We start from the raw sequence: 20,866 nt of genomic DNA on the forward strand, positions 1-20,866 counted from the left end.
GCGGCGGCGGTCAGCCCTTGACCGCGCCGCCGGTCAGGCCCTTCACGAAGTTCTTCTGCAGGGCGAGGTAGAAGATCAGGATCGGGAGGGTGGCCAGGAACATGAAGGCGAACAGGTCTCCGAAGTCGGACTCGTACTGGCCGATCGCCCGGTAGACGCCCACCGTCACCGTGGTGCCGCTGTCCGGGCCGAGCACGATCAGCGGGGTCAGGAAGTCGTTCCAAATCCATACCCCGAGGAAGATCAGCACACTGGCCGAGGCCGGGCGGAGCAGCGGGAAGACGACCTGCCAGAAGACCCGGATCTTGCTCGCGCCGTCGAGTTCGGCCGCTTCCTCCAGTTCGCGCGGCACGCTCTTAACGAAGCCCATGAACAGGAGCACGCCGAATGGCACGTAGTAGCCGACGTTCACCAGTACCAGGCCCTGGAGTGTGGCCATCAGGTCGAACGCCTTCAGCACCGAGGTCATCGGAGAGAGGATCACCGGGATCGGGATCATCAGCCCGCACAGCAGGACGACCAGCAGCAGCTTCGAGAACAGCCGCGTCGAGCGGGCCAGGTAATGGCCCAGCATGGCCGACAGCACCGTCAGGATCGTGATGGACAGCGCTGTCACCGCGATGCTGTTGATCAGGCCGAAGGTGAACAGGTTGTCCTCGCGGGCGAACACCCCGCTGATGTTCTCCAGCGTCGGCGGCAGCGGCAGACTGGCCGGACTCGGCAGGATCTCATCGCCCGGCTTGAAGACGTTCACCAGCATCAAGTAGAGCGGCAGGAAGAACGCCGCGCCCACGAAAATGGCAACCAGCGGCCGCAGCCAGGCATGCGTGCGAGCGTCGATCATTGGGTCACCTCGCGTCGCTGGAGCACCCGCAGCACGACCACCGAGACGCCCGCGACCAGCGCGAGCATCACCGCGGCCAGCGCCGAGGAGTAGCCGATCCGGTTGCCGACGAAGGCCTCCTTCACGACCTGGAAGGCCATGGTGGCGGTGGCCCCGGTGCCGGGACCGCCGTTGGTGATCACCTGGATCTGGTCGTACGCCTTGAAGCCGGTGATCAGCAGCATCACGGTGTTGATGGTCAGCGCCGGGGCCAGCATCGGCCAGGTCACGTTCCTGAACCGGGTCAGGCCGCCGGCGCCGTCGATGGCCGCCGCCTCCTGGAGCTCCCGGGGCACGCCCTGCAGCCCGGCCAGATAGACCACCACGCAGAAGCCGAGCATCTGCCAGGTGATGATCCACGCGATCGAGTACAGCGCCAGATCCGGGTCCGACAGCCACCCGGGCGGGCTTTCCACGCCCAGGCCGCGCAGCGCCGAGTTGAGCAGGCCGTCGTCGGTGAGCACCGCCCGCCAGATGACGCTGATCACCACCGAGCTGAGCACCACCGGGGTGAAGAACACCCCGCGCAGGGCCACGTAGAGCTTGGACGGCCGGTCCAGCAGCAGCGCGATCAGCAGCCCGCCCACGTTCGCCAGCACGGTCACGATCAGCGTGATGATCACCGTGTTGGTGAGCGCCTGCAGGAACTCCGGGTCGCCGGCCAGCGTGACGTAGTTGCGGAACCCGACGAACTCGGTCGGCGGGTTGAACGGGTTGCGGTTGGTGAAGCTGTAGTAGCCGGTCATCAGGATGGGCAGCAGGACGAACAGTCCGTACGCCACCAGGCCGGGCAGGGCGAACAGGGCGAACCGCCCCAGCTTCGGGGTCAGCCGGGCTCGGCCAGATCGCCGGGCCCGGGATGTGCGCGGAGGCGTGGCGAGCCTGGGCCCGCCACGAACCGCGTGCTTGGTATCAGTCATGAACCTTGGCTTACTGGGTTGCCTTGGCGTACTGCTCGTCCAGGTAGGCCGCGAACTCCTCGGCCGTCTTCTTGCCGGTGATCAGGTCCTGCACGGCCAGCGCGGTGGCGTCGGCCAGGCCCGGCGGCAGCGAGGCGTCGCCGGCCTCCTGGGAGAAGGCGTTGGTGATCGAACCGTCCTTCATGCCCTGGTCGTAGATGGCGACGGTGGCCTGGTAGACCGGGCCCATGTCGGCCGGCGGGACGTAACCCTTGATCGCCGGGATCGAGCCGTCGGCCTTCACGAAGGCGTCGTTGTTCTCCTTGTCCTCGTCGAAGGCGAGCGCCCACTTCTTGGCCAGGTCGACGTTCTTCGCCGAGGAGCTGACCAGGGTGCCGCCGCCGGTGAAGGTGGGCGTGACCGGGGAACCGTCGTCGGACGGCCACGGGAACGCGCCGATCTCGAAGCCCGGCTTGTTGTTGTCGGCCGAGGTCGCGAACCAGGAGCCCATGGGATACATGGCGCCCTTGCCGTCGCGGAAGGCCTGCTCGCCGTCGGCGTAGGAGCGGCTGAGGCCGGTCTTGTCGATGTAGCCGTTCTTGGCCAGGTCGGCGATCTTGCCGGCCGCCTTCACGAAGTCGGGGTCGCTGAACTTGACCTCGCCCGCGCGGCGCTTGACCAGCCAGTCCGGGGTCTTCTTGTAGACATCGGTGGCCACCGTACCCGTCAGCGGGTACATGTCCGCCCAGGTGTCCGCGCCGCCGCCGCTGACGATCATCGCGGTGAGCCCGGCCCGCTTGAGCTTGGCCGACGCGTCCAGCAGCTCCTGGTACGTCTTCGGCGTCTCGGCGATGCCCGCTTTGGAGAACTGGTCCTTGTTGTAGTAGACAACCGGGATGACCTGCGTGTTGTACGGCAACTGGTACACCTTGCCGTCAATCGCCCCCGCCGTCGGCGCGGTGAAGTTGGCGAGCTCCTCCGGCGTGAACGGAGCGAGCTTGCCCGCCTCGGCGAACCCGGCGGGGTTGACCGACTGCAGGATGTCCGGCAGGTTGCCGGAGGCGTCGAGCTGCTTGGCGTACGCGGTCCGGTCCACGTTCGGGGTGACCAGCTTCTTGATCTTCACCCCCGGCACCTTGGCGGTGGCGCGGGCGATGGCGGCGTCCCAGAACGCCGAGTTCAGGTTGGGCGTCTCGAAGACCAGGAAGGACAGCTCGACCTCGGCCGCCGCCGCGCCACTGGACGCGGGCGTGTCGGCCGGTTCCTGCGTGCCCATTCCGCAACCTGCGGTCACCAGCATGCTGGTCACCGTTAGTGCTATTGATCTGCGCACAAAAGTGGATCTGCGCACTGCACAGCCCTCCTTGCTCCAGTTCGGCTCCCCGGAGCCGGGGTGAGATAACGTTATCCCGAAAGGTAGAGTGTTACTGCGAGGTTTCAAAGAGCGAGGATGGCAACGAATTGGTCACATCGCCCGGATGGCCAAGAACGGCGATCATGAGAATGATGGGCACATGCACGGTGAGGTGAACAAGCGCCGCAAGAACCGGCGGCCGACGATGGTCGACGTGGCCCGGGAGGCCGGCGTCGCGTTGCGCACGGTTTCCCGGGTGGTCAACGACGACGCCACAGTCGGGTCCGAGCTGGCCAAACGGGTGCACGACGCGATCGCCGCGCTCGACTACCGGCCGGACGAGCGGGCCCGCCACCTGCGCCTGGGCGTGACCGGCACGCTCGGCGCGGCCGTCAGGCAGCTTTCCCACGTCAACCCGGTGCTGCGCGCGGTCGAACGGGCCGCCCGCGCGGCCGACCTGATGGTGCTGGCCGCCTCCACCGAGGACGACGAGCGGCTGGAACGCCGGGTGGTCGAGTCGATGTGCCGCCGCCGCTTCGACGGGATCGTGCTGGAGCCGATCGGCGCCGACCACGGCTACCTGCTGCCGGAACTGGCGGCCGGGCTCTCCCTGGTCGCGGTGGACCGGCCGGTGCTCGGCCTGGAGGTGGACTGCGTGATCTCCGACAACATGGCGGGCATCCAGGCGGCGTACGGGCACCTCACCGCGCACGGCCACCGCCGGATCGCCTACATCGGCGACGACGAGCGCATCTTCACCGCCCAGGAACGTGCCAGCGCCTTCCGCGCCAGCGTGGCCGGGGCCGGCGGCGGGCTGGACGGGATGGTGCACACCGGCCCGATCGAACCGGGCCGGATCGCCCGCGCGCTGACCACCGCGCGGGCCGGCGGGGCGACCGCCGTCATCACCGGCAACGCCACCATCAGCGTCGAGGTGGTGCGCGGCTCCGACGACAGAAGGATGGCCATAGTCGGATTCGACGATTCCGAGCTGGCCACCCTGTTACGCCCCGATCTGACGGTGGTCGCCCAGGACGACCAGGCCATCGGCGCCACCGCCATCGACCTGCTCAGGTCCCGGATCGCCGACCACGGCCGCCCGGTCACCCGGGTCACCGTCCCGGTGGAGCTGCTCGCCCGGGGCTCGGGCGAGCAGCCGCCGCCCTAGACCTGCGCCTCCTGCTTGCAGACGAACCCCTTCTTCGGCGTCTTCAAGGTGATCAGGTAGGTGTCGATCACCTCGGAGGAGCAGAAGGAGTTGCCGTAGGCGGTGTGCCCGTCGTCGTCGTTGGTGAGCAGCACGCCCGAGGTCAGATGTTTGGCCAGGGCGACCGCCTCGTGGTACGGCGTCGCCGGGTCGCGCGTCGTGCCCACCACCAGGATCGGCGGCGCGCCCTTGGCGTGCATCGACCGGGGCACCGGGGTGACGGCGGCCGGCCACAGCGAGCACTCGTCGAACTTGTTCCGCTTCGGGCGCGGGTTGTCCAGGCAGTTGATGGCCCGGAACGCCGGATCCGCGTTGGTGTAGGTGCCATTCGCGGCGCGCTGGAAGTAGAGGTCGGAGAACTGGATCAGGCCGGTGCCGTCGCCCCGGAACGCCTGGGCCAGCGTCACCCGCAGCTGCGGCCAGCTGAACTTGCTGTACAGCGCCGACCGCCAGCCCCACAGCGCGACGTTCAAGGTGACCCTGCGGTCGTCGACGGTGGTGCGGAACGGCGTCTTGTCGGCCTTGAGGAACATGGCGTTGGTCCGCTCCACCGCCTTCGTCAGGTCGGCGTCGGTGCCCCGGCCCCTGAACGGGCAGTCCTTCCGCTTGAAGCAGTCCTTGAGGAAGGAGACGTACGCCTCGGCGAAGCCGTCGCCCTGGCTGGCGCCCTGCTCGGCCTGCGACTTGGTCGGGTCCATCGCGCCGTCCAGGACGAGCGCGCGGATCCGGTTCGGGAACAGGTGGGCATAGACGGTGCCCAGGTAGGTGCCGTACGAGAAGCCCAGGTAGCTCATCTTCGGGTCGCCGAGGGCGGCCCGCAGGATGTCCATGTCCCTGGCGGCGTTCATGGTGCCGATGTGACCGATCAGTTTCGGCGAGCGGGTCCGGCAGGCCCGGACGAACCGGGTGGCCGTGTTCTCGATGAACCTGATCTCCGCCTTGGTCTCGGGGGTGATGTCGGCCGCGATCTCGGCGTCGCGCTCCTTGTCGGACAGGCAGTCGATGGGCGTGGACACGTTGACGCCACGCGGGTCGAAGCCGATCACGTCGAAGTCGCGCCGCAGGCGCTGGAAGAGCGGCGCGCTCCCGAAGACGAACTCGACCCCGGAGCGGCCGGGGCCGCCGGGGTTGGTCAGCAGTGATCCGATCTTCTCGCCCTCGCCGGTGGACGGCAGGCGCAGGACGGCGATCTGGATCTGGTCGGCCTCGGGCCTGGCGTAGTCGAGCGGGACCGTCAGCTTGGCGCACTGGACGCCGCGCTCGCAGTCGGTCCAGATCAGCTGCTGGGTGTAGTAGCCCTCCAGGCCGGCCGGGGCGGGCGGCATGTCCTCGTCGCCGCGGGCCGGCTGGTCGCCGGTCTCGCTCGCGGGCGGCTTGCCGTCGTTGTAGGTGGGTGGGACGTCGGCCAGCGCTGCCTGGGGGAGAACGAGTGCTGCGGCCAGGATTGCGACAGCTAACGTGGTAGTAGTGCGGGCGGCGCGTCCCATGGGTGTCTTCCTTGCTTATGCGACCGTTTCTCGGGTTCCCCCGTATTGCCGCATTTGCGAGTAGACGCGCGCTTGCAAGGCGCTATCAGCCCTTGATGGCCCCCAGCAGGCCGTTCACGAAGTAGCGCTGCAGGAACAGGAACAGGGCGATCACCGGCAGCACGATGATCAGCGAGGCCGCCATCACCTCGTTGTAGCGCGGCACCTGGCTGGAGATCAGCGTCTCCAGGCCGAGCGGCAGCGTGTAGAGCGAGGGATCGTTGATCGACACCCGGGTGAGCACGTACTCGTTCCAGGTCGGCACCGCGGTCAGCACCGCGATCGTGATGTGCGCCGGCCGGGACAGTGGCAGGTAGACCGACCAGAAGATCCGCGCCTCCCGCGCGCCGTCGGCCCGCGCGGCCTCCCGCAGCTCCTTCGGAATCGACCGGTACGCCCCCGTCAGCAGCAGCACCGTCAGCGGCGCCGTCCCGTTCACGAACGGCAGCACCAGCCCGAGATGCGAGCCCAGGATGCCCAGGTTCTTCTCCAGGATCACCACCGGCAGCAGCATCGTGATCCCGGGCACGAACAGCAGCGACACGAAGAACCAGAACAGCGCCCGCCGCCCGGGGAACTCCAGCACCGCGAACGCGTACGACGCCAGCGAGTACACCACCAGCACCCCGAGCACGGTCAGCCCGGTCACCACCAGGCTGTTGCGGAAGTACTCCACGAAGTGCAGCTGGTTCCAGGTGGTCACCAGGGTGTCCCAGGTCGGCAGCCGCGGGATCAGGTGCCCGCCCGCCAGGACCTCCTCCCGTGTCTTGATCGCGCCCGACACCATCCACAGGAACGGGTAGACGCTGATCACCGCGTAGACGGTGAGCACGGCGTACCCGGCGATCCTCCCCACTTTCATCGCACTCTCCTCAGCAGCCGCGCGTTGACCAGCGTCAGCAGCAGCGCCCCGGCGAACAGCAGCCAGCCGAGCGCGCTGGACACCCCGAGCGTCGCCGCCAGACCCTTGAAGAACGCCAGCCGGTAGGCCTGCAGCCCGAGCACGTCGGTGTGCCCGCCGGGCCCGCCGCCGGTCATGATCAGGAAGATCTGGAAGCCGTGCAGCGAGTCCCGCACCCCCAGCAGCACCACCCCGGCCGTCAGCGGCGTCAGCAGCGGCCAGGTGATCCGGCGCAGCACCTGGCGCGGGGCCGCGCCGTCGATCCTGGCCGCCTCGAACAGCGCGGGATCGATGGCCTGGAGGCCGGTCAGGTAGAGCAGCGTCGCGATGGGCACGCTCGACCACACCAGCACCACGATCAGCGTCGGCAGCGCGGTCGACGGATTGCCCAGGAATCCCTGCGGCTGCGCCAGCGTGCCCAGCCCGAGCGAGCGCAGCAGCAGGTTGATCGCGCCGTCCGGCTCCAGGATGTACCGCCACGCGTAGTAAACGGCGATGCCGCTCGTCACGTACGGCAGGAAATAGACCGACCGCAGCACGGCCCGCAGCCGCCGCACCGAGTTGAGCACGACGGCGAGCGGCAGCGAGATCGCCACCGTGAGGAGCGGCACCAGCACCATCACCTGGACGGTGTTCCAGGAGGCCGCGCGCAGCGGCGGAGCCAGCGAGGGATCCGCGTAGATCAGGTCGAGGTAGTTCTCGAAGCCGACCCAGATCCAGTCCGGGGTGAAGCCGTTCCACTTGGCGAAGCTGAGCGCCAGGCCGCTGCCGATGGTGTACACGCCCATCACCGCGAACAGCGCCACGGCGGGGAAGACGAACGCGTACCCGGTCAGAGCGGCCCGCCACCGGCCGGGCGGCCTGACCCGCCCGGCCACGTGCTGGGTGGTCATTCCGATGATTTCCACATCGCGCCGAAGATCTCGTCCAGCTCGGCGCCGGCCTGGGCCGGGGCGCGCTCCTTCAGCGGGCTCAGCCTGACCATCGCGTCACCGGGCTTGACCTGGTCGTAGTCCGGCGGGAAGAACGTGGTGTCGGCCGCGTCGTAGGAGCTCTCCGGGGTGCCGGTGAAGTACTTCTGCAACGCCGCCAGGTCCGGGCCGACCAGGCTGGCCGCGTCCGCGCCCAGGTCGGTGGCCGGCAGGTCGAGCGAGGCCGAGGCGATGATCCCGGCGCCCTTGGCGGAGGTGGCGAAGTCGATCCACTTGATCGCCGCCTCCCGGTTCTCAGCGGTGGCGGTGACGCCCAGCGAGGTCAGCGCCAGCGGCGCCATCGCGATCTCCTTCTGCTGCCCGGCGGCGGACGGCGGGATCGGGAAGGCGAGCACCTTGTCGGGGGACATGCCGTTCTGGGCCAGGAAGGCGAGCGTGAAGGTGCCGCCCACGTTGAAGGCCGACTTGCCCTGCGCGAACGCGATGTCCGCCTCGTCGATGTTGAGCGTGGTCGAGCTGGGCATCCAGTACGGCGTCAGCTGCCCGTACAGCTCCAGCGTCCTGACGCCGTCGGGGGAGGCGAAGCCCTGCGCGGCCCCCTTGGCGAACAGCGCGTGGAACCGGTCCCGGCCCAGGTAGGAGTGGGCCAGTGGCTGGTACACCCAGTTGAAGCCGGTCTGGCTCACCTTCAGGCCGAGCGAGAGCCCGCCCGCCTCCGGCTCCTTCCCGGTGGTCGCCTTGAGCGCGGCCACGAACTCCTCCCAGGTCTTGGGCGGCGTGTCGGGGCTGAGCCCGGCGGCCTGGAGCTTCGCCTTGTTGGCGTAGACGATGCCGAACGCGCCGGCCGTGAACGGCACGCTGAACAGCGTTCCCGGCTTGACCTGCTTGATCGGCGAGTCGGGGGCGGCCCGGTCGATGACGGCCTGGCTCATCAGCCCGGCCTCCCTGGTGGTGGGCAGCAGCCGGTTCAGCCACTCGGCGCCGACGTCCGCGGACAGGTCGGCGAGCAGGCCGGAGGCGCCCAGCTCGCGGTCCTCGCCGCCGGCGTGCACCTCCAGCACGTCGGGCAGGTCGCCGGTCTGGGCGGAGCTCTGCACCTTGGCCACGAACACGTCGTCGGGGGTGACCGCCTCGACCACGACGCTGATCCCGGTGTCGGTCTTGAACTGGGCCGCCGCCTTGTTCAGCGCGTCGGCGTGGGACTGCTTGAACGTCCACATCCGCAGGGACGGGCCGGTGGCCTGGCCGCCGTCGGCCGGGGCGGACGGCTGGGTGCCGGTGGAACACGCCGCGGCCAGCACTCCGCACAGGGCCACCGTGAGGATTCGCGCTCTTGAAGTCATCTGGACCCTTCCGAATGGGGATGATGACGCAAATCGTTAAGACTGACCCTGGAATCTACACGTGTGCAATCGCGTGTCAAGGGTTACGCGGACTCGCGCTCGACCAGCCGCGCGGGGATCACGATCTCCATCGGGATCAGCGCGGCCGGCTCGCCGGACAGCCGCTCCAGCAGCCGCATCCCGCAGGCCCGCCCGATCTCCCTGGCCGGGTTGGCCATCGTGGTCAGCCTCGGCCGGACCAGGCTGGCCGCGTCGATGTCGTCGAACCCCATCACGGCCAGGTCCCCCGGCACCGCCAGGCCGCGCCCGCCGGCCGCGTCCAGCGCGCCGATCGCCATCAGGTCGTTGGCGCACAGCACCGCGTCGGGCGGCTCGGCCAGATCCAGCAGCCGGGACACCCCTGCCCCCCCGCCATGCCTGCTGAAGTGCGTGTACGCGACCAGCTCGGGCCCGGCCGCGACCCCGGCGGCGGCCAGCGCGGACCGGTAACCGGCCACCCGCTCGGCCGCCGGGCCCTCCGCGCCTGGGCCGCAGACGAAGCCGATCCGCCGGTAGCCCCGGCCCAGCAGATACCGGGTCGCCTCGGCGGCGCCGCCCTCGTCGTCGCTGTGCACCAGGTCGACGCCGTCCTGGACCAGGGTGCCGCCGAGCCGGACCACCGGGATGCCGGCCTCGATGGCCGGGCGCAGGTCCTCGGCGTGGGTGTGGAAGACGGCGAAGGCCAGGCCGTCCACCTGGCGGGCGATCATCTGCTCGATGGCGGCCCGCTCCCGGCCCCGGTCGCCGTCGGTGTTGCTGATGATCTCGTCGTACCCGGCCGGGCGGAGCACGTCCTGCAAACCGCGGGCCAGGGCCGGGTAGAACGGGTTGGTGATGTCCGGGATGACCAGGCCGACGGTCTGGCTGCGGTTCGTGCGCAGGCCCCTGGCCAGCACGTTCGGGCGGTAGCCGAGCTGCCGGATGGCCTCAAGGACGCGGTCCCTGGTCTCGGCGGCGACCGGGCGGCGGCCGTTCAGCGTGTGCGAGACGGTGGTCGCGCTGACCCCGGCGACCCGGGCCACCCTGACGATGCTGACCCGCTCGCGCGGTGCGGGTCCCGGCGGGTTGAGCAGGTCGAGGGTTTCCGGCGGAGTGCTTCGCGGGCGGCTGGTCCTGACCGGTGCCCGGCTGCGGGAGAGCAGGTCCAGGGCGTTCATCAGGCTGCGCCGGCCGTGCGCCGCGGCGTCCCCGGGGTTCTCCTTCTCGGCCAGCATCAGCAGCGCGGACTCCCACGCCTCCCGGACGGCGGCGAGCAGCAGCGCGGCCATCACGCCCGGCGAGGTGGCCAGCTGACCTGCTTCGATGGCACGGGCAAGGGCGCTCTCCCTGGCCGCGAAGGCCGCTCTGGCGTGGGCGCGCAGCAGCGGGCTGTCCCGGTAGACGGTGGCCCGCCGGTCGAGCGCCGCCGCTGGAGTGGCCAGCGGCGCGGTGGCACAAGCCCACTCAGCCAGGCCCTGGCGCAGCGTCTCCGGACTGGTCCACGATGCGTCCGGCAGGTCCGGCGGCAGCAGGCGGGGCTCGGCGTCGAAGAACAGCTGCTCCTTGGCCGGGAAGTAGTTGAAGATGGTCTTGGTGGCCACGTCCGCGGCCACCGCGATCTCGGCGACGGTGACCGCCTCGAAGCCGCGCTCGGCGAACAGCCGCTGGGCGGTGTCCGCGATCGAGCGCCGGGTCAGCGCCTTGCGTCGCTCCCGCCGATCGGGCACCTGCTCGGGCATGGACCGATCTTATATCGAGACACTCCTTACATCGGCTATAAGTTCATGGGGCCTCGATGCCGCCGTCCGGGCGGCGGACCCGGGCCGACCAGCGCTCGTGCTGGTGCGCCACCGGCGGGTGCTCGGCGGCTTTCGCCTCGTCCAGGTCGACCCCCCAGCCCGGCGCGTCGTTCGGGTACAGATAGCCGTTGACCGGGTGGATCGTGCCGGGGAAGACCTCGTGCACCGCGTCGGCGTACACGTGGCCCTCCTGGATCTGGAAGGCCGGCGAGGTCACGTCCAGGGCCACGTTGGCGGCGGCGCCGACCGGGGAGACGTCGGCGGGGGAGTGCCAGGCCGTGCCGACGCCCATCAGCTCGCAGAGCGCGGTCAGCTTGCGGGCAGGGGTCAGGCCGCCGACCGCGGACACGTGCAGCCGGAGCAGGTCCACGCCGCCGCCGGTGACCAGCCTGGCCGCGTCGGCGACCGAGCTGACCTGCTCGCCCGCCGCGATCGGCATCGGCGCGGCGGCGCGCACCTCCGGCAGCCGGTCGTACAGCTCGGGCGCGATCGGGTCCTCCAGGAAGAACAGCCGGTACGGCTCCAGCGAGCGGGCCAGGCCGATCGCCTGCTTGGGGGTGAGCCGCGAGTGCACGTCGTGCATGAGCCCCGGCTCCGCGCCCAGCTCCTGGCGGGCCCGCTCGAACAGCAGCGGCGTCTCGCGCAGGTAGCGCTGCACGTCCCAGCCGTCCAGGTACGGCGAGCCCGGATAGCCGCCGCGGCTGCCGGGCGCGCCGTAGTGGCCCAGGCCAGGGGCGCCGGTTTGCAGCCGGACGTGCCGGTAACCGGCGGCCAGCAGGGCGCGGGCCTGGTCGAGGGTCTCCTCGACGGTGGCCGCGCCCGCGTGCAGGTAGGTGTCGGCGGCGGCCCGGACCCGGCCGCCGAGCAGCTCGTAGACCGGCATGCCCGCGCGTTTGCCGGCGATGTCCCAGAGGGCCTGGTCGACGCCGGACAGGGCGCTGTTGAGCACTGGGCCGCCGCGCCAGTACGAGGAGTAGTGCACCATCCGGGTGATGTCCTCGATGTCGGCCGGGTGGCGGCCGGTCAGCATCGGGGCCACGTGCCGGTCCACCGCGGCGGCCACGGCGTGGAAACGCTGGGTGAAGGTGGCGCAGCCCAGGCCGTACAGACCGGGCTCGGTGGTGTCGACGCGGACCACCACCAGCGGCACGCCCTCGGGGGCGGTGACGACGGCGCGGACGCCGGTGACGCGCAGTCCGTCGCGGGGGGCCCAGGGCGCCTGGGTCTCCTCCATCACGGCGTGTACAGGTGCCGGGCGGCGAAGCCGAGCAGGTCGGCGGCGACCGCGAGGTCGACCGGGGCGGTCCGGCCGGGGAGCGGGGAGCGGCGTTCCACGCCGGGGTGGTAGCGGCCGAGCAGTTCCTCGGTCGGCTGCGGGGCGAGCGTCGTCGGCGCGGTCACGAAGATCGCGTGGTAGCCGGTGATCGGGCGGGTCAGCGCCTGCCAGCCGGCCAGCGCGGCGTCCCGGCTGTCCAGGTAGGTCCAGAGCTCCCTGGCGCCGGACTCGGGGGAGACCGCGTACCGGGCCGCGGTGTCGGCGAACTTGTCGCCGGGGCCGCCGAGCAGCGGGAAACGCAGGGCGACCACGGTCATCCCGTGCCGGCGCGCCATCATCGCGGCGGTGGCCTCGTCGGCCTGCTTGGACAGCCCGTACGGATCCTCGATCTGCAGCGGCAGCGCCTCGTCCACCGGCACGTACGCCGGATGCAGCCGCCGGGCGGCCCACGGCAGCCCGAGCACGGACAGGCTGCTGGCCACCACCGCCCGGGTCACCCCGGCCCGCCCGGCCTCCTCCAGCACCACGAAGGTGGCCCGGGTGTTCCCGCAGTAGACCGCCTCGGGGGTGTCCAGCGTGGGCGCCGGGATGGCGGCCAGATGGGCCACCGCGTCCACGTCCGCGAGCGCCGCGCGCACCGTCTCCGGGTCGCCCGCGCTGCCCACCACGATCCTGTCCGCTCCGGAAATGCCGCCCGGGTCGCGCTGGTCGAGCGCGGTGGCCGCGACGCCCATGGACGCGAGCAGGCCGAGCGTGGCCCGCCCCAACCGGCCCGCTGCCCCCGTGACCAGGACCCGGCGAGGGACCTCCGCCATGCACTGCCCTCCATTTCGCGGTCGCAAAACGTTTTGCCATCGTAGGGTGACCCGATCCAACCGGCATTGTCAATGCTCAGCCGCTAATGATCTTGCATTCGATGGCGAGATGTTCCAGATAGTAACGATCTTGATACATCCGATGAATGCACAGATTGTTGCCAGCAGTTTCAGCTGCACTTCGACAAAAATCGCCGCAGCTCGCCCCTGGTGTCGGGCATTCCTGATCGATTTTGTTGGATAAGTAGACAGCCAGCAGGCTATTGACGCCTCAAAGACATCCAATGTTAACTGCGCCTGACAGTCCCGAACTGGTGTTGGTGCGATGGCCTAGGCCGCTGATCACCAGTGGTGCACATCGGGTCTGTGCTGCGCAGAGGGGCCTTCGGGCCGTACCCCGGTCGCCGATTGCCGGGCGTGCGGCTCGTGGCCCCTCTGCCAGGCTCTGCGTCCCCCCACCCGATCGCCCAGAGTCACGCATTGCGGCGCCAATTCGTGCACGACCCCGCAACCTTTCGCTGGTCGCGAGGAAGCGAGATCATGTCAATGAGGCTTCAACGAATCCTGCTGGTGTCCGTGCTGGCCGGTGGTCTGGGGTTGACGGGCGTGTCCACGCCGGCCGTGGCCTCCACCACCGACCACGCCTTCGACCAGGCCGGCGGCACGCTCAATGTGAACTACGCGGCTTACATGGCCAAACACGACCTCGTGTACAACCGCCCCAACACCAACCCGGCGCACGGGCTCACGGTCGGCAACGGCAAGACCGGCGCGATGGTCTGGCAGCAGAACGGCCTCACCATGCAGGTCGGCGGCGTGGACCTGTCCCAGCAGTCGGCCTTTGGGGCCGGCACCCTGAATCTGCGGACCACCCCCGCGATGGACGCCGGCTACAGCACCTACCAGCAGCGCCTCTCGCTCTACGACGGCACGCTGACCACCAAGTACGACAACAACCGCACCGTGACGGTGATGGGCTCGCCCAACTCCGAGGTGATGGGCATCCACGTGGACGACAGCCGGACCGGGCTGTCCAACATCACGTTCGAGCTGAGCATGTGGGACCCGAACACGGTCCAGAACATGGCCGACGTGCCCGACCTCAACACCTGGCGGAACATCACCTCCTTCGCGGACGCCACCGCCGGCGGGATCAGCCGCGGTCAGACCGACGCGAACAACTTCGGCTACACCCTGGCCGCCAGCGTCGAGGGCGCGAACTTCACCACCCAGGCGGTCAACAACCGCACGGTCCGGTTCACCGTCACCCCGACCGCCAGCTACACCATCTGGTTCACCGCGGCCAGCCGGATCAACTCGCCCGGCCTCAACTCGGTGACCCAGGCGCGCAACCAGCTGACCGCGGTCAAGTCCACCGGCTACAACACCACGTTCACCAATTACAAGAACTGGTGGCACGCGTTCTGGGCTAAGTCGTTCGTGCAGTACTCCAACGGCTCGCGGGACGCGGACTACATGGAGAACGTGTACTACCTGAGCACGTACATGATCGCGTCCGCCGGTTTCGGCAACTACCCGGCGCATTTCATCAACGGCGTGTTCCGGTCGACGCAGGATCAGACGAAGTGGAGCAACGCGTACTGGTACTGGAACCAGCGCGACGTCTATTACTCCTTCCTGGCGTCCAATCACACGGACATGTACAACGTGTTCAACCGGTTGCAGAGCCGGAATTACAACGCGCTGAAGGCGTTCACCCAGACCCGGTACGGCATCGACGGCCTCTGGGTGCCCGAGACGATGGGCTGGGACGGCAACGCGCGCGGCACCATCAACAGCGACTACACCAAGAACATCTTCTCCACCGGTCCCGAGGCCGCGTACAGCATGTACCTGCAGTACCGCTACACCAACGACCTCAACTACCTGCAGACGGTCGCCTACCCGTACATGCGCGAGGCCACCAAGTTCTACAAGTCGATGCTGTCCTTCGACAGCGCGACCGGTAAGTACTACATGGCCAACTCCAACTCGCACGAGACCTACTGGAACGTGCGGAACGCGATCACCGACCTCACCTCGGTGAAGATGCTGTTCCCGCTGACCATCGCGGTCAGCCAGCAGCTGGGCCTGGACGCGAACCTGCGCGGCGACTGGCAGAACATCCTGAACAACCTGGTCGCCTACAACATCGCCAACAACGCCTACCAGCCGCACCAGCCGCCGATCTCGCAGACCCGCAACAACGAGAACGTGGCCGCGGAGATCATCTGGCCGTACGACCTGACCGGCATCGGCTACCCGGACTACCAGACCGCGCTGAACACCTGGAACGTCCGGCCGCACCCGTACGGCAACGTCTGGGCCAACGACGCCGCGCAGGCCGCCCGCCTGGGCCTGGGCGACCAGACCTACAACGGCATGAAGACCATGCTGCAGAAGTACCAGAACTACCCGAACGGCATGACCAACAACACCAACGGCGTGTTCGAGTACCTCGGCGTGCACCTGGTGGCCATGAACGAGGCTCTGATGCAGAGCTACAACGACAAGATCAGGGTCTTCCCTGCGGTCCCGGGCGACTCCACCTTCGTCGGCAAGTTCACCCTGCTCGCCAAGGACGGCCACCTGGTCAGCTCCGAGCGCGAGGGCGGCGAGATCAAGTACGTCGGCCTCAAGTCCCTGTACGGCAAGCAGGCCACCGTGGTCAACCCGTGGGGCACCCAGCAGGTCCGGGTCCGCCGCACCTCCGACAACGCGATCATCACCACCAGCTCGGCCGCCGAGATCAGCTTCGCCACCGCGGCGAACACGGTCTACGTGGTGGAGCGCACCGCCAAGCTGCTGTCCGCCTACAGCTCCACCCAGCTGACCGGCACCGCCAACCAGGTCGCCAAGGCCCTGTCCGGCACCGCCTCCACGCTGGGCCTGAACGGCACCGGCACGCCCGGCCTGATCAACAACACCCAGCTCACGTACGACGCCAACTGGCACCTGACCACCGCCCGCGGCTACGGCGACTACAACGACGACACCCACCACAGCAACACCGTGAACGCCGCCGCGACCTACACCTTCACCGGCACCGGGATCGAGATCCTGTCCGAGCGGTTCAGCGACATGGGCAACATCGACGTCTACATCGACAATGTGTTCCAGCAGAACGTGAACCTGAACGCCTCCGGCGCCCGCCAGGTGCAGCAGGTGGTCTACGCCAAGACCGGCCTGACCAACGCCCAGCACACCCTCCGGGTGGTCAACAAGACCACCTCGGTGGGCATGATCGACGCACTCCGGGTCACCACCGGCGGCACACCGACCGGCACGGTCGTCGCCCTGCGCGCCCGCGCCAACAACCTGTACGTCACCGCGGCCGAAGGCGCCTCCCTGATCGCCAACGCGAGCACCGTCGGCACCGGTCAGCGGTTCGAGCGGGTCGACCTGGGCGGCGGCAACATCGCCCTGCGGGCCCTGGTCAACAACCAGTTCGTGGCGGCGGAGAACGCCGGCGCGGCACCGCTGATCGCCAACCGCCCGTCGGCCGGCTCCTGGGAGACCTTCGCCCTGGTCACCAACCCCGACGGCTCGGTCAGCCTGCGGGCCACGGTCAACAGCATGTACGTCTGCGCGGACGGGGGCGGCGCCCAGCCGCTCATCGCCAACCGGGCAGCCATCGGACCATGGGAGCAGTTCGACCTGATACCGAGCTGATACCCGCACACATCTTCAAATCGTCTAATGTCCGACCGGCGGTGGTTTTCCACCGCCGGTCGGCGGCGTTCCCAGGGGTTCACGCCAATAGTCATCCGATGTATTCTCGACCCGCCTCTTGACGTAACTCCGTAGTAAACGGCATGATTTAGAGACGAAACATCGGATGTATGGAGAGTCTCTGTGGAGCTGCTGCGTGCCGGACCGGCGACCGCCGGTCAAGCGTCAAGTGCCGAAATGCTCGTGGACGGTGGCCAGAACAGCGCACTCCGCGAAGTAATCGGATCTTTTCCCGATCGTGTCTGGAAACGTGACCTGAGTTTCCCGTATCGGAACGCGCGGATAAGTCCGATGTATCGGGCCGGAACCCGATGAGGGTCGTCGCGCTGGAGACTCACGACATCCGGTTCCCGACCTCGGCCGAGCTGGACGGCTCCGACGCCATGAACCCCGATCCGGACTACTCCGCCGCCTACGTGGTGCTCCGCACCGAGGACGGCGACCGGGGCCACGGGTTCGCCTTCACCATCGGGCGCGGCAACGACGTGCAGACCACCGCGATCAAGGCGCTGGAGCCGTACGTGGTGGGCCGGGACTGCTCCGACCTGGGCGCGGTCTACCGCGACATCGTCGGCGACTCGCAGCTGCGCTGGCTGGGCCCAGAGAAGGGCGTCATGCACATGGCCATCTCGGCCGTGATCAACGCCCTCTGGGACCTGCGCGCCAAGCTGGCCGGCAAGCCGCTCTGGCTGCTGCTGGCCGAGCTGAGCCCCGAAGAGGTCGTCGACCTGATCGACTTCCGTTACATCACCGACGCGCTCACCCCGCAGCAGGCGCTGGAGATCCTGCGCGCCGCCGAACCCGGCAAGCAGGCCAGGATCGAGAAGCTGCGCGCCGACGGGTACCCCGCCTACGCGACCTCGCCCGGCTGGCTCGGCTACGACGACGACAAGCTGCGCCGCCTCTGCAAGGAGGCGCTCGACGACGGCTTCACCCAGATCAAGCTGAAGGTCGGCGCCGACCTGGACGACGACCTGCGCCGGATGCGGATCGCCCGCGAGGTCTGCGGGCCCGGCTTCCCGATCGCCGTCGACGCCAACCAGCGCTGGGACGTGGACTCCGCGATCGAGTGGGTCCGCGCGCTGGCCGAGTTCGAGCCGTGGTGGGTGGAGGAGCCGACCAGCCCGGACGACATGCTCGGCCACGCCACCATCGCCAGGGAGATCGCCCCGATCCCGGTCGCCACCGGCGAGCACGTGCAGAACCGGATCGTCTTCAAACAGCTTCTGCAGGCCAACGCCATATCCTTCCTGCAGCTGGACGCCGCGCGGGTGGGCGGCGTCAACGAGAACATCGCCATCCTGCTGCTCGCGGCCAGGTTCGGCGTGCCGGTCTGCCCGCACGCGGGCGGGGTCGGTCTGTGCGAGCTGGTCCAGCATCTGGCCATGTTCGACTTCGTCGCGGTGAGCGGTTCCATGGAAGGCCGTGTCATCGAGTACATCGACCACCTGCACGAGCACTTCGTGGATCCGGTCGTGATCGAGAACGGCAGCTATGTCGCTCCCCGCGCGCCGGGGTTCAGTTCGGCCCTGCGGGCGGAGTCGCTCGCCGAGTTCGCGTACCCGTGGGGCCCGGTCTGGAACACCGCCAATGAATCACCCCCCATTTCCTGAAAGGCAAATCGGCATGAAAAACCTATCTGTCGCGGCGAGCGTCACCCTGCTCGCGCTCGCGCTCGCCGCTTGCGGGTCCTCGGACCCCGCTCCCACCACGGCGGGCGATGGCGCCTCCGCGCCGGCCGCTGCCGCCGGAGGGAAGGTGGGCGTGGACTTCCCGCGCGCCGACTCCGACTTCTGGAACTCCTATAACAAGTACGTCCCGGAGATGGCCACCGAGGCCAGCCTCGAACTGATGCCCCCCACCAACTCGCAGAACGACATCGCGAAGCTGGTCGCCAACACCCAGGCGCTGGTCAGCCAGGGCGCCAAGGCCATGATCATGGCCCCCCAGGACACCGGCGCCATCGCCGCCACCCTGGACCAGCTGGCCGAGAAGAAGATCCCGGTGGTCACCGTGGACACCCGCCCCGACAAGGGCAACGTCTACATGGTCGTGCGCGCCGACAACAAGGCGTACGGCACCAAGGCCTGCGAGTTCCTCGGCGAGCAGCTCGGCGGCAAGGGCAAGGTCGTCCAGCTGATGGGCGCGCTCTCCTCGATCAACGGCCGCGACCGGGCCGAGGCCTTCCGCGACTGCATGAAGACCAAGTTCCCCGGAATCACCGTCTTCGAGGAGCCCACCGAGTGGGAGGGCACCAAGGCCGCCTCCATGCTGCAGACCCGCCTGGAGCAGCACCCCGACATCAAGGGCATCTACATGCACGCCGGCGGTGTGCACCTGGCCCCCACCCTGCAGGTGCTGAAGGCCAAGAACCTGCTCGTCCCGCCGACCGACCCCAAGCACGTCTTCGTGGTCTCCAACGACGGCATCCCGCAGGAGTTCGCCGCCATCCGGGCCGGTGAGATCGACGCCACCGTGTCCCAGCCGGCCGACCTCTACGCCAAGTACGCGGTCTTCTACGCCAAGGCGGCCGTGGAGGGCAAGACCTTCCAGCCCGGCCCGACCGACCACGACAGCACGATCATCCAGCTCCCCAACGGGCTGGAGGACCAGCTGCCGGCTCCCCTCGTCACCAAGGACAACGTTGACGACCCCAACCTCTGGGGTAACCAGGTCAAGTAATGACATCTACTGAATTGGCGGTGGTCGAAGCGCGCGGTATCACCAAGCGCTTCGGCCCCACCGTCGCCCTCGACAACGCCGGCATCTGCATCAGAGCCGGTGAGACCCACGCCCTCGTCGGCCGGAACGGGGCGGGCAAGTCCACCCTGGTCTCCATCCTCACCGGCCTGCAGCGCCCCGACCTGGGCGAGGTGCTCTTCGCCGGGGAGCCCGCGCCGCCGCTGGCCGACCGGGACGCCTGGCGCAGCCGGGTCGCCTGCGTCTACCAGCGCTCGACCATCATCCCGGCGCTCACGGTCGCGGAGAACCTGTTCATCAACCGGCAGACCGAGGGCCGGCTGATCAACTGGCGCGGCCTGCGGGCCCGCGCCCAGGCCGTCCTGGACCAGTACGGCGTCGCCATCGACGCCGGCAGCCAGGCCGGGGACCTGAGCATCGAGCAGCGCCAGCTGGTCGAGATCGCCCGCGCCCTCTCCTTCGGCGCGCGCTTCATCATCCTGGACGAACCCACCGCCCAGCTCGACGGCCCGGCCATCAGCCGCCTGTTCGACCGGATGCGGGCCCTGCGCGAGCAGGGCGTCACGATGATGTTCATCTCGCACCACCTGGAGGAGGTCTACGAGGTCTGCCAGACCGTCACCGTGTTCCGGGACGCCAGGCACGTGGTCACCAGCCCGGTGCCCCAGCTCCCGCACGACGCGCTGGTCACGGCGATGACCGGCGAGGCCACCGCCAGCTACGAGGCCCGCGTCCGCAAGGTGCCGGCCAAGGCGCCGGTGGTGCTGGCCGTCTCCGGGCTCGGACTGGCCGACCGCTTCCGCGAGGTGGACCTCAAGGTCCGGGCGGGGGAGATCGTCGGGCTCGCGGGCTCGGGCAGCAGCGGCAAGGTGGGCCTGGCCGAGAGCCTGGTCGGCCTGCGCCGCCCGGACACCGGCACGATCACCGTCAACGGCGTGACCCCGCGCCCCGGCGACGTGCCGTCCGCGCTCAAGGCCGGCCTCGGGTTCGTCCCGCAGGACCGGCATCATCAGGGCTTCGTCCCGCTGCTGTCGATCGCCGAGAACGCCACCATACCGATCGCCCACAAGCTGGGCCGGTTCGGGACGATCTCGTCGGCGCGCCGCCGTACCACGGCGGCGGGCATGATCGAACGACTGGACATCAAGACCACCGGGCCCGACCAGCCGGTCGGCGACCTGTCCGGCGGCAACGCGCAGAAGGTCGTGCTGGCCCGCGCGCTGGCCGACGACCCGTCCGCGCTGGTGGTGATCAACCCCACCGCCGGGGTGGACATCAAGGCCAAGCGGGCGCTGCTCGGCTCGGTGGAGGACGCGGCGGCCCGCGGCGCGGGCGCCATCCTGGTCTCCGACGAGCTGGACGACCTGCGCATCTGCGACCGGGTGCTGGTCATGTTCCACGGCAGAGTGACGAAGGAATTGCCACGAGGCTGGACCGATGGCGAACTCGTGGCGGCGATGGAAGGTATCGACTAATGACGG

15 protein-coding genes are annotated in these 20,866 nt (G+C 69.1%); 5 read left to right on the plus strand and 10 right to left on the minus strand.

Features of this window, described 5'->3' with window-relative positions; all coding sequences use genetic code 11:
- Positions 1-10: 10 nt before the first annotated feature.
- Genes Acor_RS01120 through Acor_RS01130 form a run of 3 tightly spaced genes read right to left on the minus strand, consistent with a single transcriptional unit; the run spans position 11 to position 3,058 of the window.
- Positions 11-844 carry a carbohydrate ABC transporter permease gene (locus tag Acor_RS01120; protein WP_155334581.1) on the minus strand — a complete coding sequence of 278 codons (834 nt, stop codon included), beginning with the start codon at positions 842-844 and terminating at the stop codon, positions 11-13.
- Entirely contained in the window at positions 841-1,803 is a 963-nt protein-coding gene (locus Acor_RS01125; RefSeq protein WP_155334582.1) for a carbohydrate ABC transporter permease, read from the minus strand. Before Acor_RS01125 ends, Acor_RS01120 begins: the two co-directional genes overlap by 4 nt.
- Before the next feature lie 10 nt (positions 1,804-1,813).
- Positions 1,814-3,058 carry an ABC transporter substrate-binding protein gene (locus tag Acor_RS01130; RefSeq protein WP_218034059.1) on the minus strand — a complete coding sequence of 415 codons (1,245 nt, stop codon included), beginning with the start codon at positions 3,056-3,058 and terminating at the stop codon, positions 1,814-1,816.
- Positions 3,059-3,296: 238 nt separating this feature from the next.
- On the opposite strand from Acor_RS01130, the gene Acor_RS01135 reads away from it, so the two are divergent.
- The gene (locus Acor_RS01135; RefSeq protein WP_218034060.1) at positions 3,297-4,304 is read left to right on the plus strand and encodes a LacI family DNA-binding transcriptional regulator; all 1,008 of its coding nucleotides are present in this window, start codon (positions 3,297-3,299) and stop codon (positions 4,302-4,304) included.
- On the opposite strand, the gene Acor_RS01140 is transcribed toward Acor_RS01135, so the two are convergent.
- From Acor_RS01140 to Acor_RS01170, 7 genes are all read right to left on the minus strand, one after another.
- Entirely contained in the window at positions 4,301-5,830 is a 1,530-nt protein-coding gene (locus Acor_RS01140) for an alpha/beta hydrolase (protein ID WP_246238333.1), read from the minus strand. The two genes, Acor_RS01135 and Acor_RS01140, sit on opposite strands and share 4 nt — an antisense overlap.
- A gap of 85 nt (positions 5,831-5,915) precedes the next feature.
- Positions 5,916-6,731 (minus strand): carbohydrate ABC transporter permease, encoded by an 816-nt coding sequence (locus Acor_RS01145; protein ID WP_155334583.1) that lies wholly within the window; start codon positions 6,729-6,731, stop codon positions 5,916-5,918.
- Positions 6,728-7,663, minus strand: a complete 936-nt coding sequence (locus Acor_RS01150; protein WP_155334584.1) for a carbohydrate ABC transporter permease — start codon at positions 7,661-7,663, stop codon at positions 6,728-6,730. The genes Acor_RS01145 and Acor_RS01150 overlap by 4 nt, the downstream gene beginning before the upstream one ends.
- Positions 7,660-9,045: an ABC transporter substrate-binding protein gene (locus Acor_RS01155; RefSeq protein WP_155334585.1), complete on the minus strand. Its 1,386-nt coding sequence runs from the start codon at positions 9,043-9,045 to the stop codon at positions 7,660-7,662. Before Acor_RS01155 ends, Acor_RS01150 begins: the two co-directional genes overlap by 4 nt.
- A gap of 83 nt (positions 9,046-9,128) precedes the next feature.
- The gene (locus Acor_RS01160) at positions 9,129-10,802 is read right to left on the minus strand and encodes a substrate-binding domain-containing protein (RefSeq protein WP_155334586.1); all 1,674 of its coding nucleotides are present in this window, start codon (positions 10,800-10,802) and stop codon (positions 9,129-9,131) included.
- A gap of 43 nt (positions 10,803-10,845) precedes the next feature.
- A complete protein-coding gene (locus tag Acor_RS01165) occupies positions 10,846-12,096 on the minus strand; it encodes an enolase C-terminal domain-like protein (protein ID WP_155334587.1) in 1,251 nt (416 codons plus the stop codon).
- Positions 12,096-12,953, minus strand: a complete 858-nt coding sequence (locus tag Acor_RS01170) for an NAD-dependent epimerase/dehydratase family protein (protein WP_155334588.1) — start codon at positions 12,951-12,953, stop codon at positions 12,096-12,098. Before Acor_RS01170 ends, Acor_RS01165 begins: the two co-directional genes overlap by 1 nt.
- Before the next feature lie 546 nt (positions 12,954-13,499).
- Here Acor_RS01170 and Acor_RS01175 point away from each other — a divergent pair.
- From Acor_RS01175 to Acor_RS01190, 4 genes are all read left to right on the plus strand, one after another.
- The gene (locus tag Acor_RS01175) at positions 13,500-16,625 is read left to right on the plus strand and encodes a fascin domain-containing protein (protein ID WP_218034061.1); all 3,126 of its coding nucleotides are present in this window, start codon (positions 13,500-13,502) and stop codon (positions 16,623-16,625) included.
- A gap of 371 nt (positions 16,626-16,996) precedes the next feature.
- Complete coding sequence (locus Acor_RS01180) at positions 16,997-18,298, plus strand: L-fuconate dehydratase (RefSeq protein ID WP_155334589.1); 1,302 nt, start codon at positions 16,997-16,999, stop codon at positions 18,296-18,298.
- Between the two features lie 13 nt (positions 18,299-18,311).
- Complete coding sequence (locus tag Acor_RS01185) at positions 18,312-19,367, plus strand: sugar ABC transporter substrate-binding protein (protein WP_155334590.1); 1,056 nt, start codon at positions 18,312-18,314, stop codon at positions 19,365-19,367.
- Positions 19,367-20,860 (plus strand): sugar ABC transporter ATP-binding protein, encoded by a 1,494-nt coding sequence (locus Acor_RS01190; protein WP_155334591.1) that lies wholly within the window; start codon positions 19,367-19,369, stop codon positions 20,858-20,860. The genes Acor_RS01185 and Acor_RS01190 overlap by 1 nt, the downstream gene beginning before the upstream one ends.
- Positions 20,861-20,866: the final 6 nt, after the last annotated feature.

It is taken from the genome of Acrocarpospora corrugata, from assembly GCF_009687845.1.
GTDB classification, from domain to species: Bacteria; Actinomycetota; Actinomycetes; order Streptosporangiales; family Streptosporangiaceae; genus Acrocarpospora; species Acrocarpospora corrugata.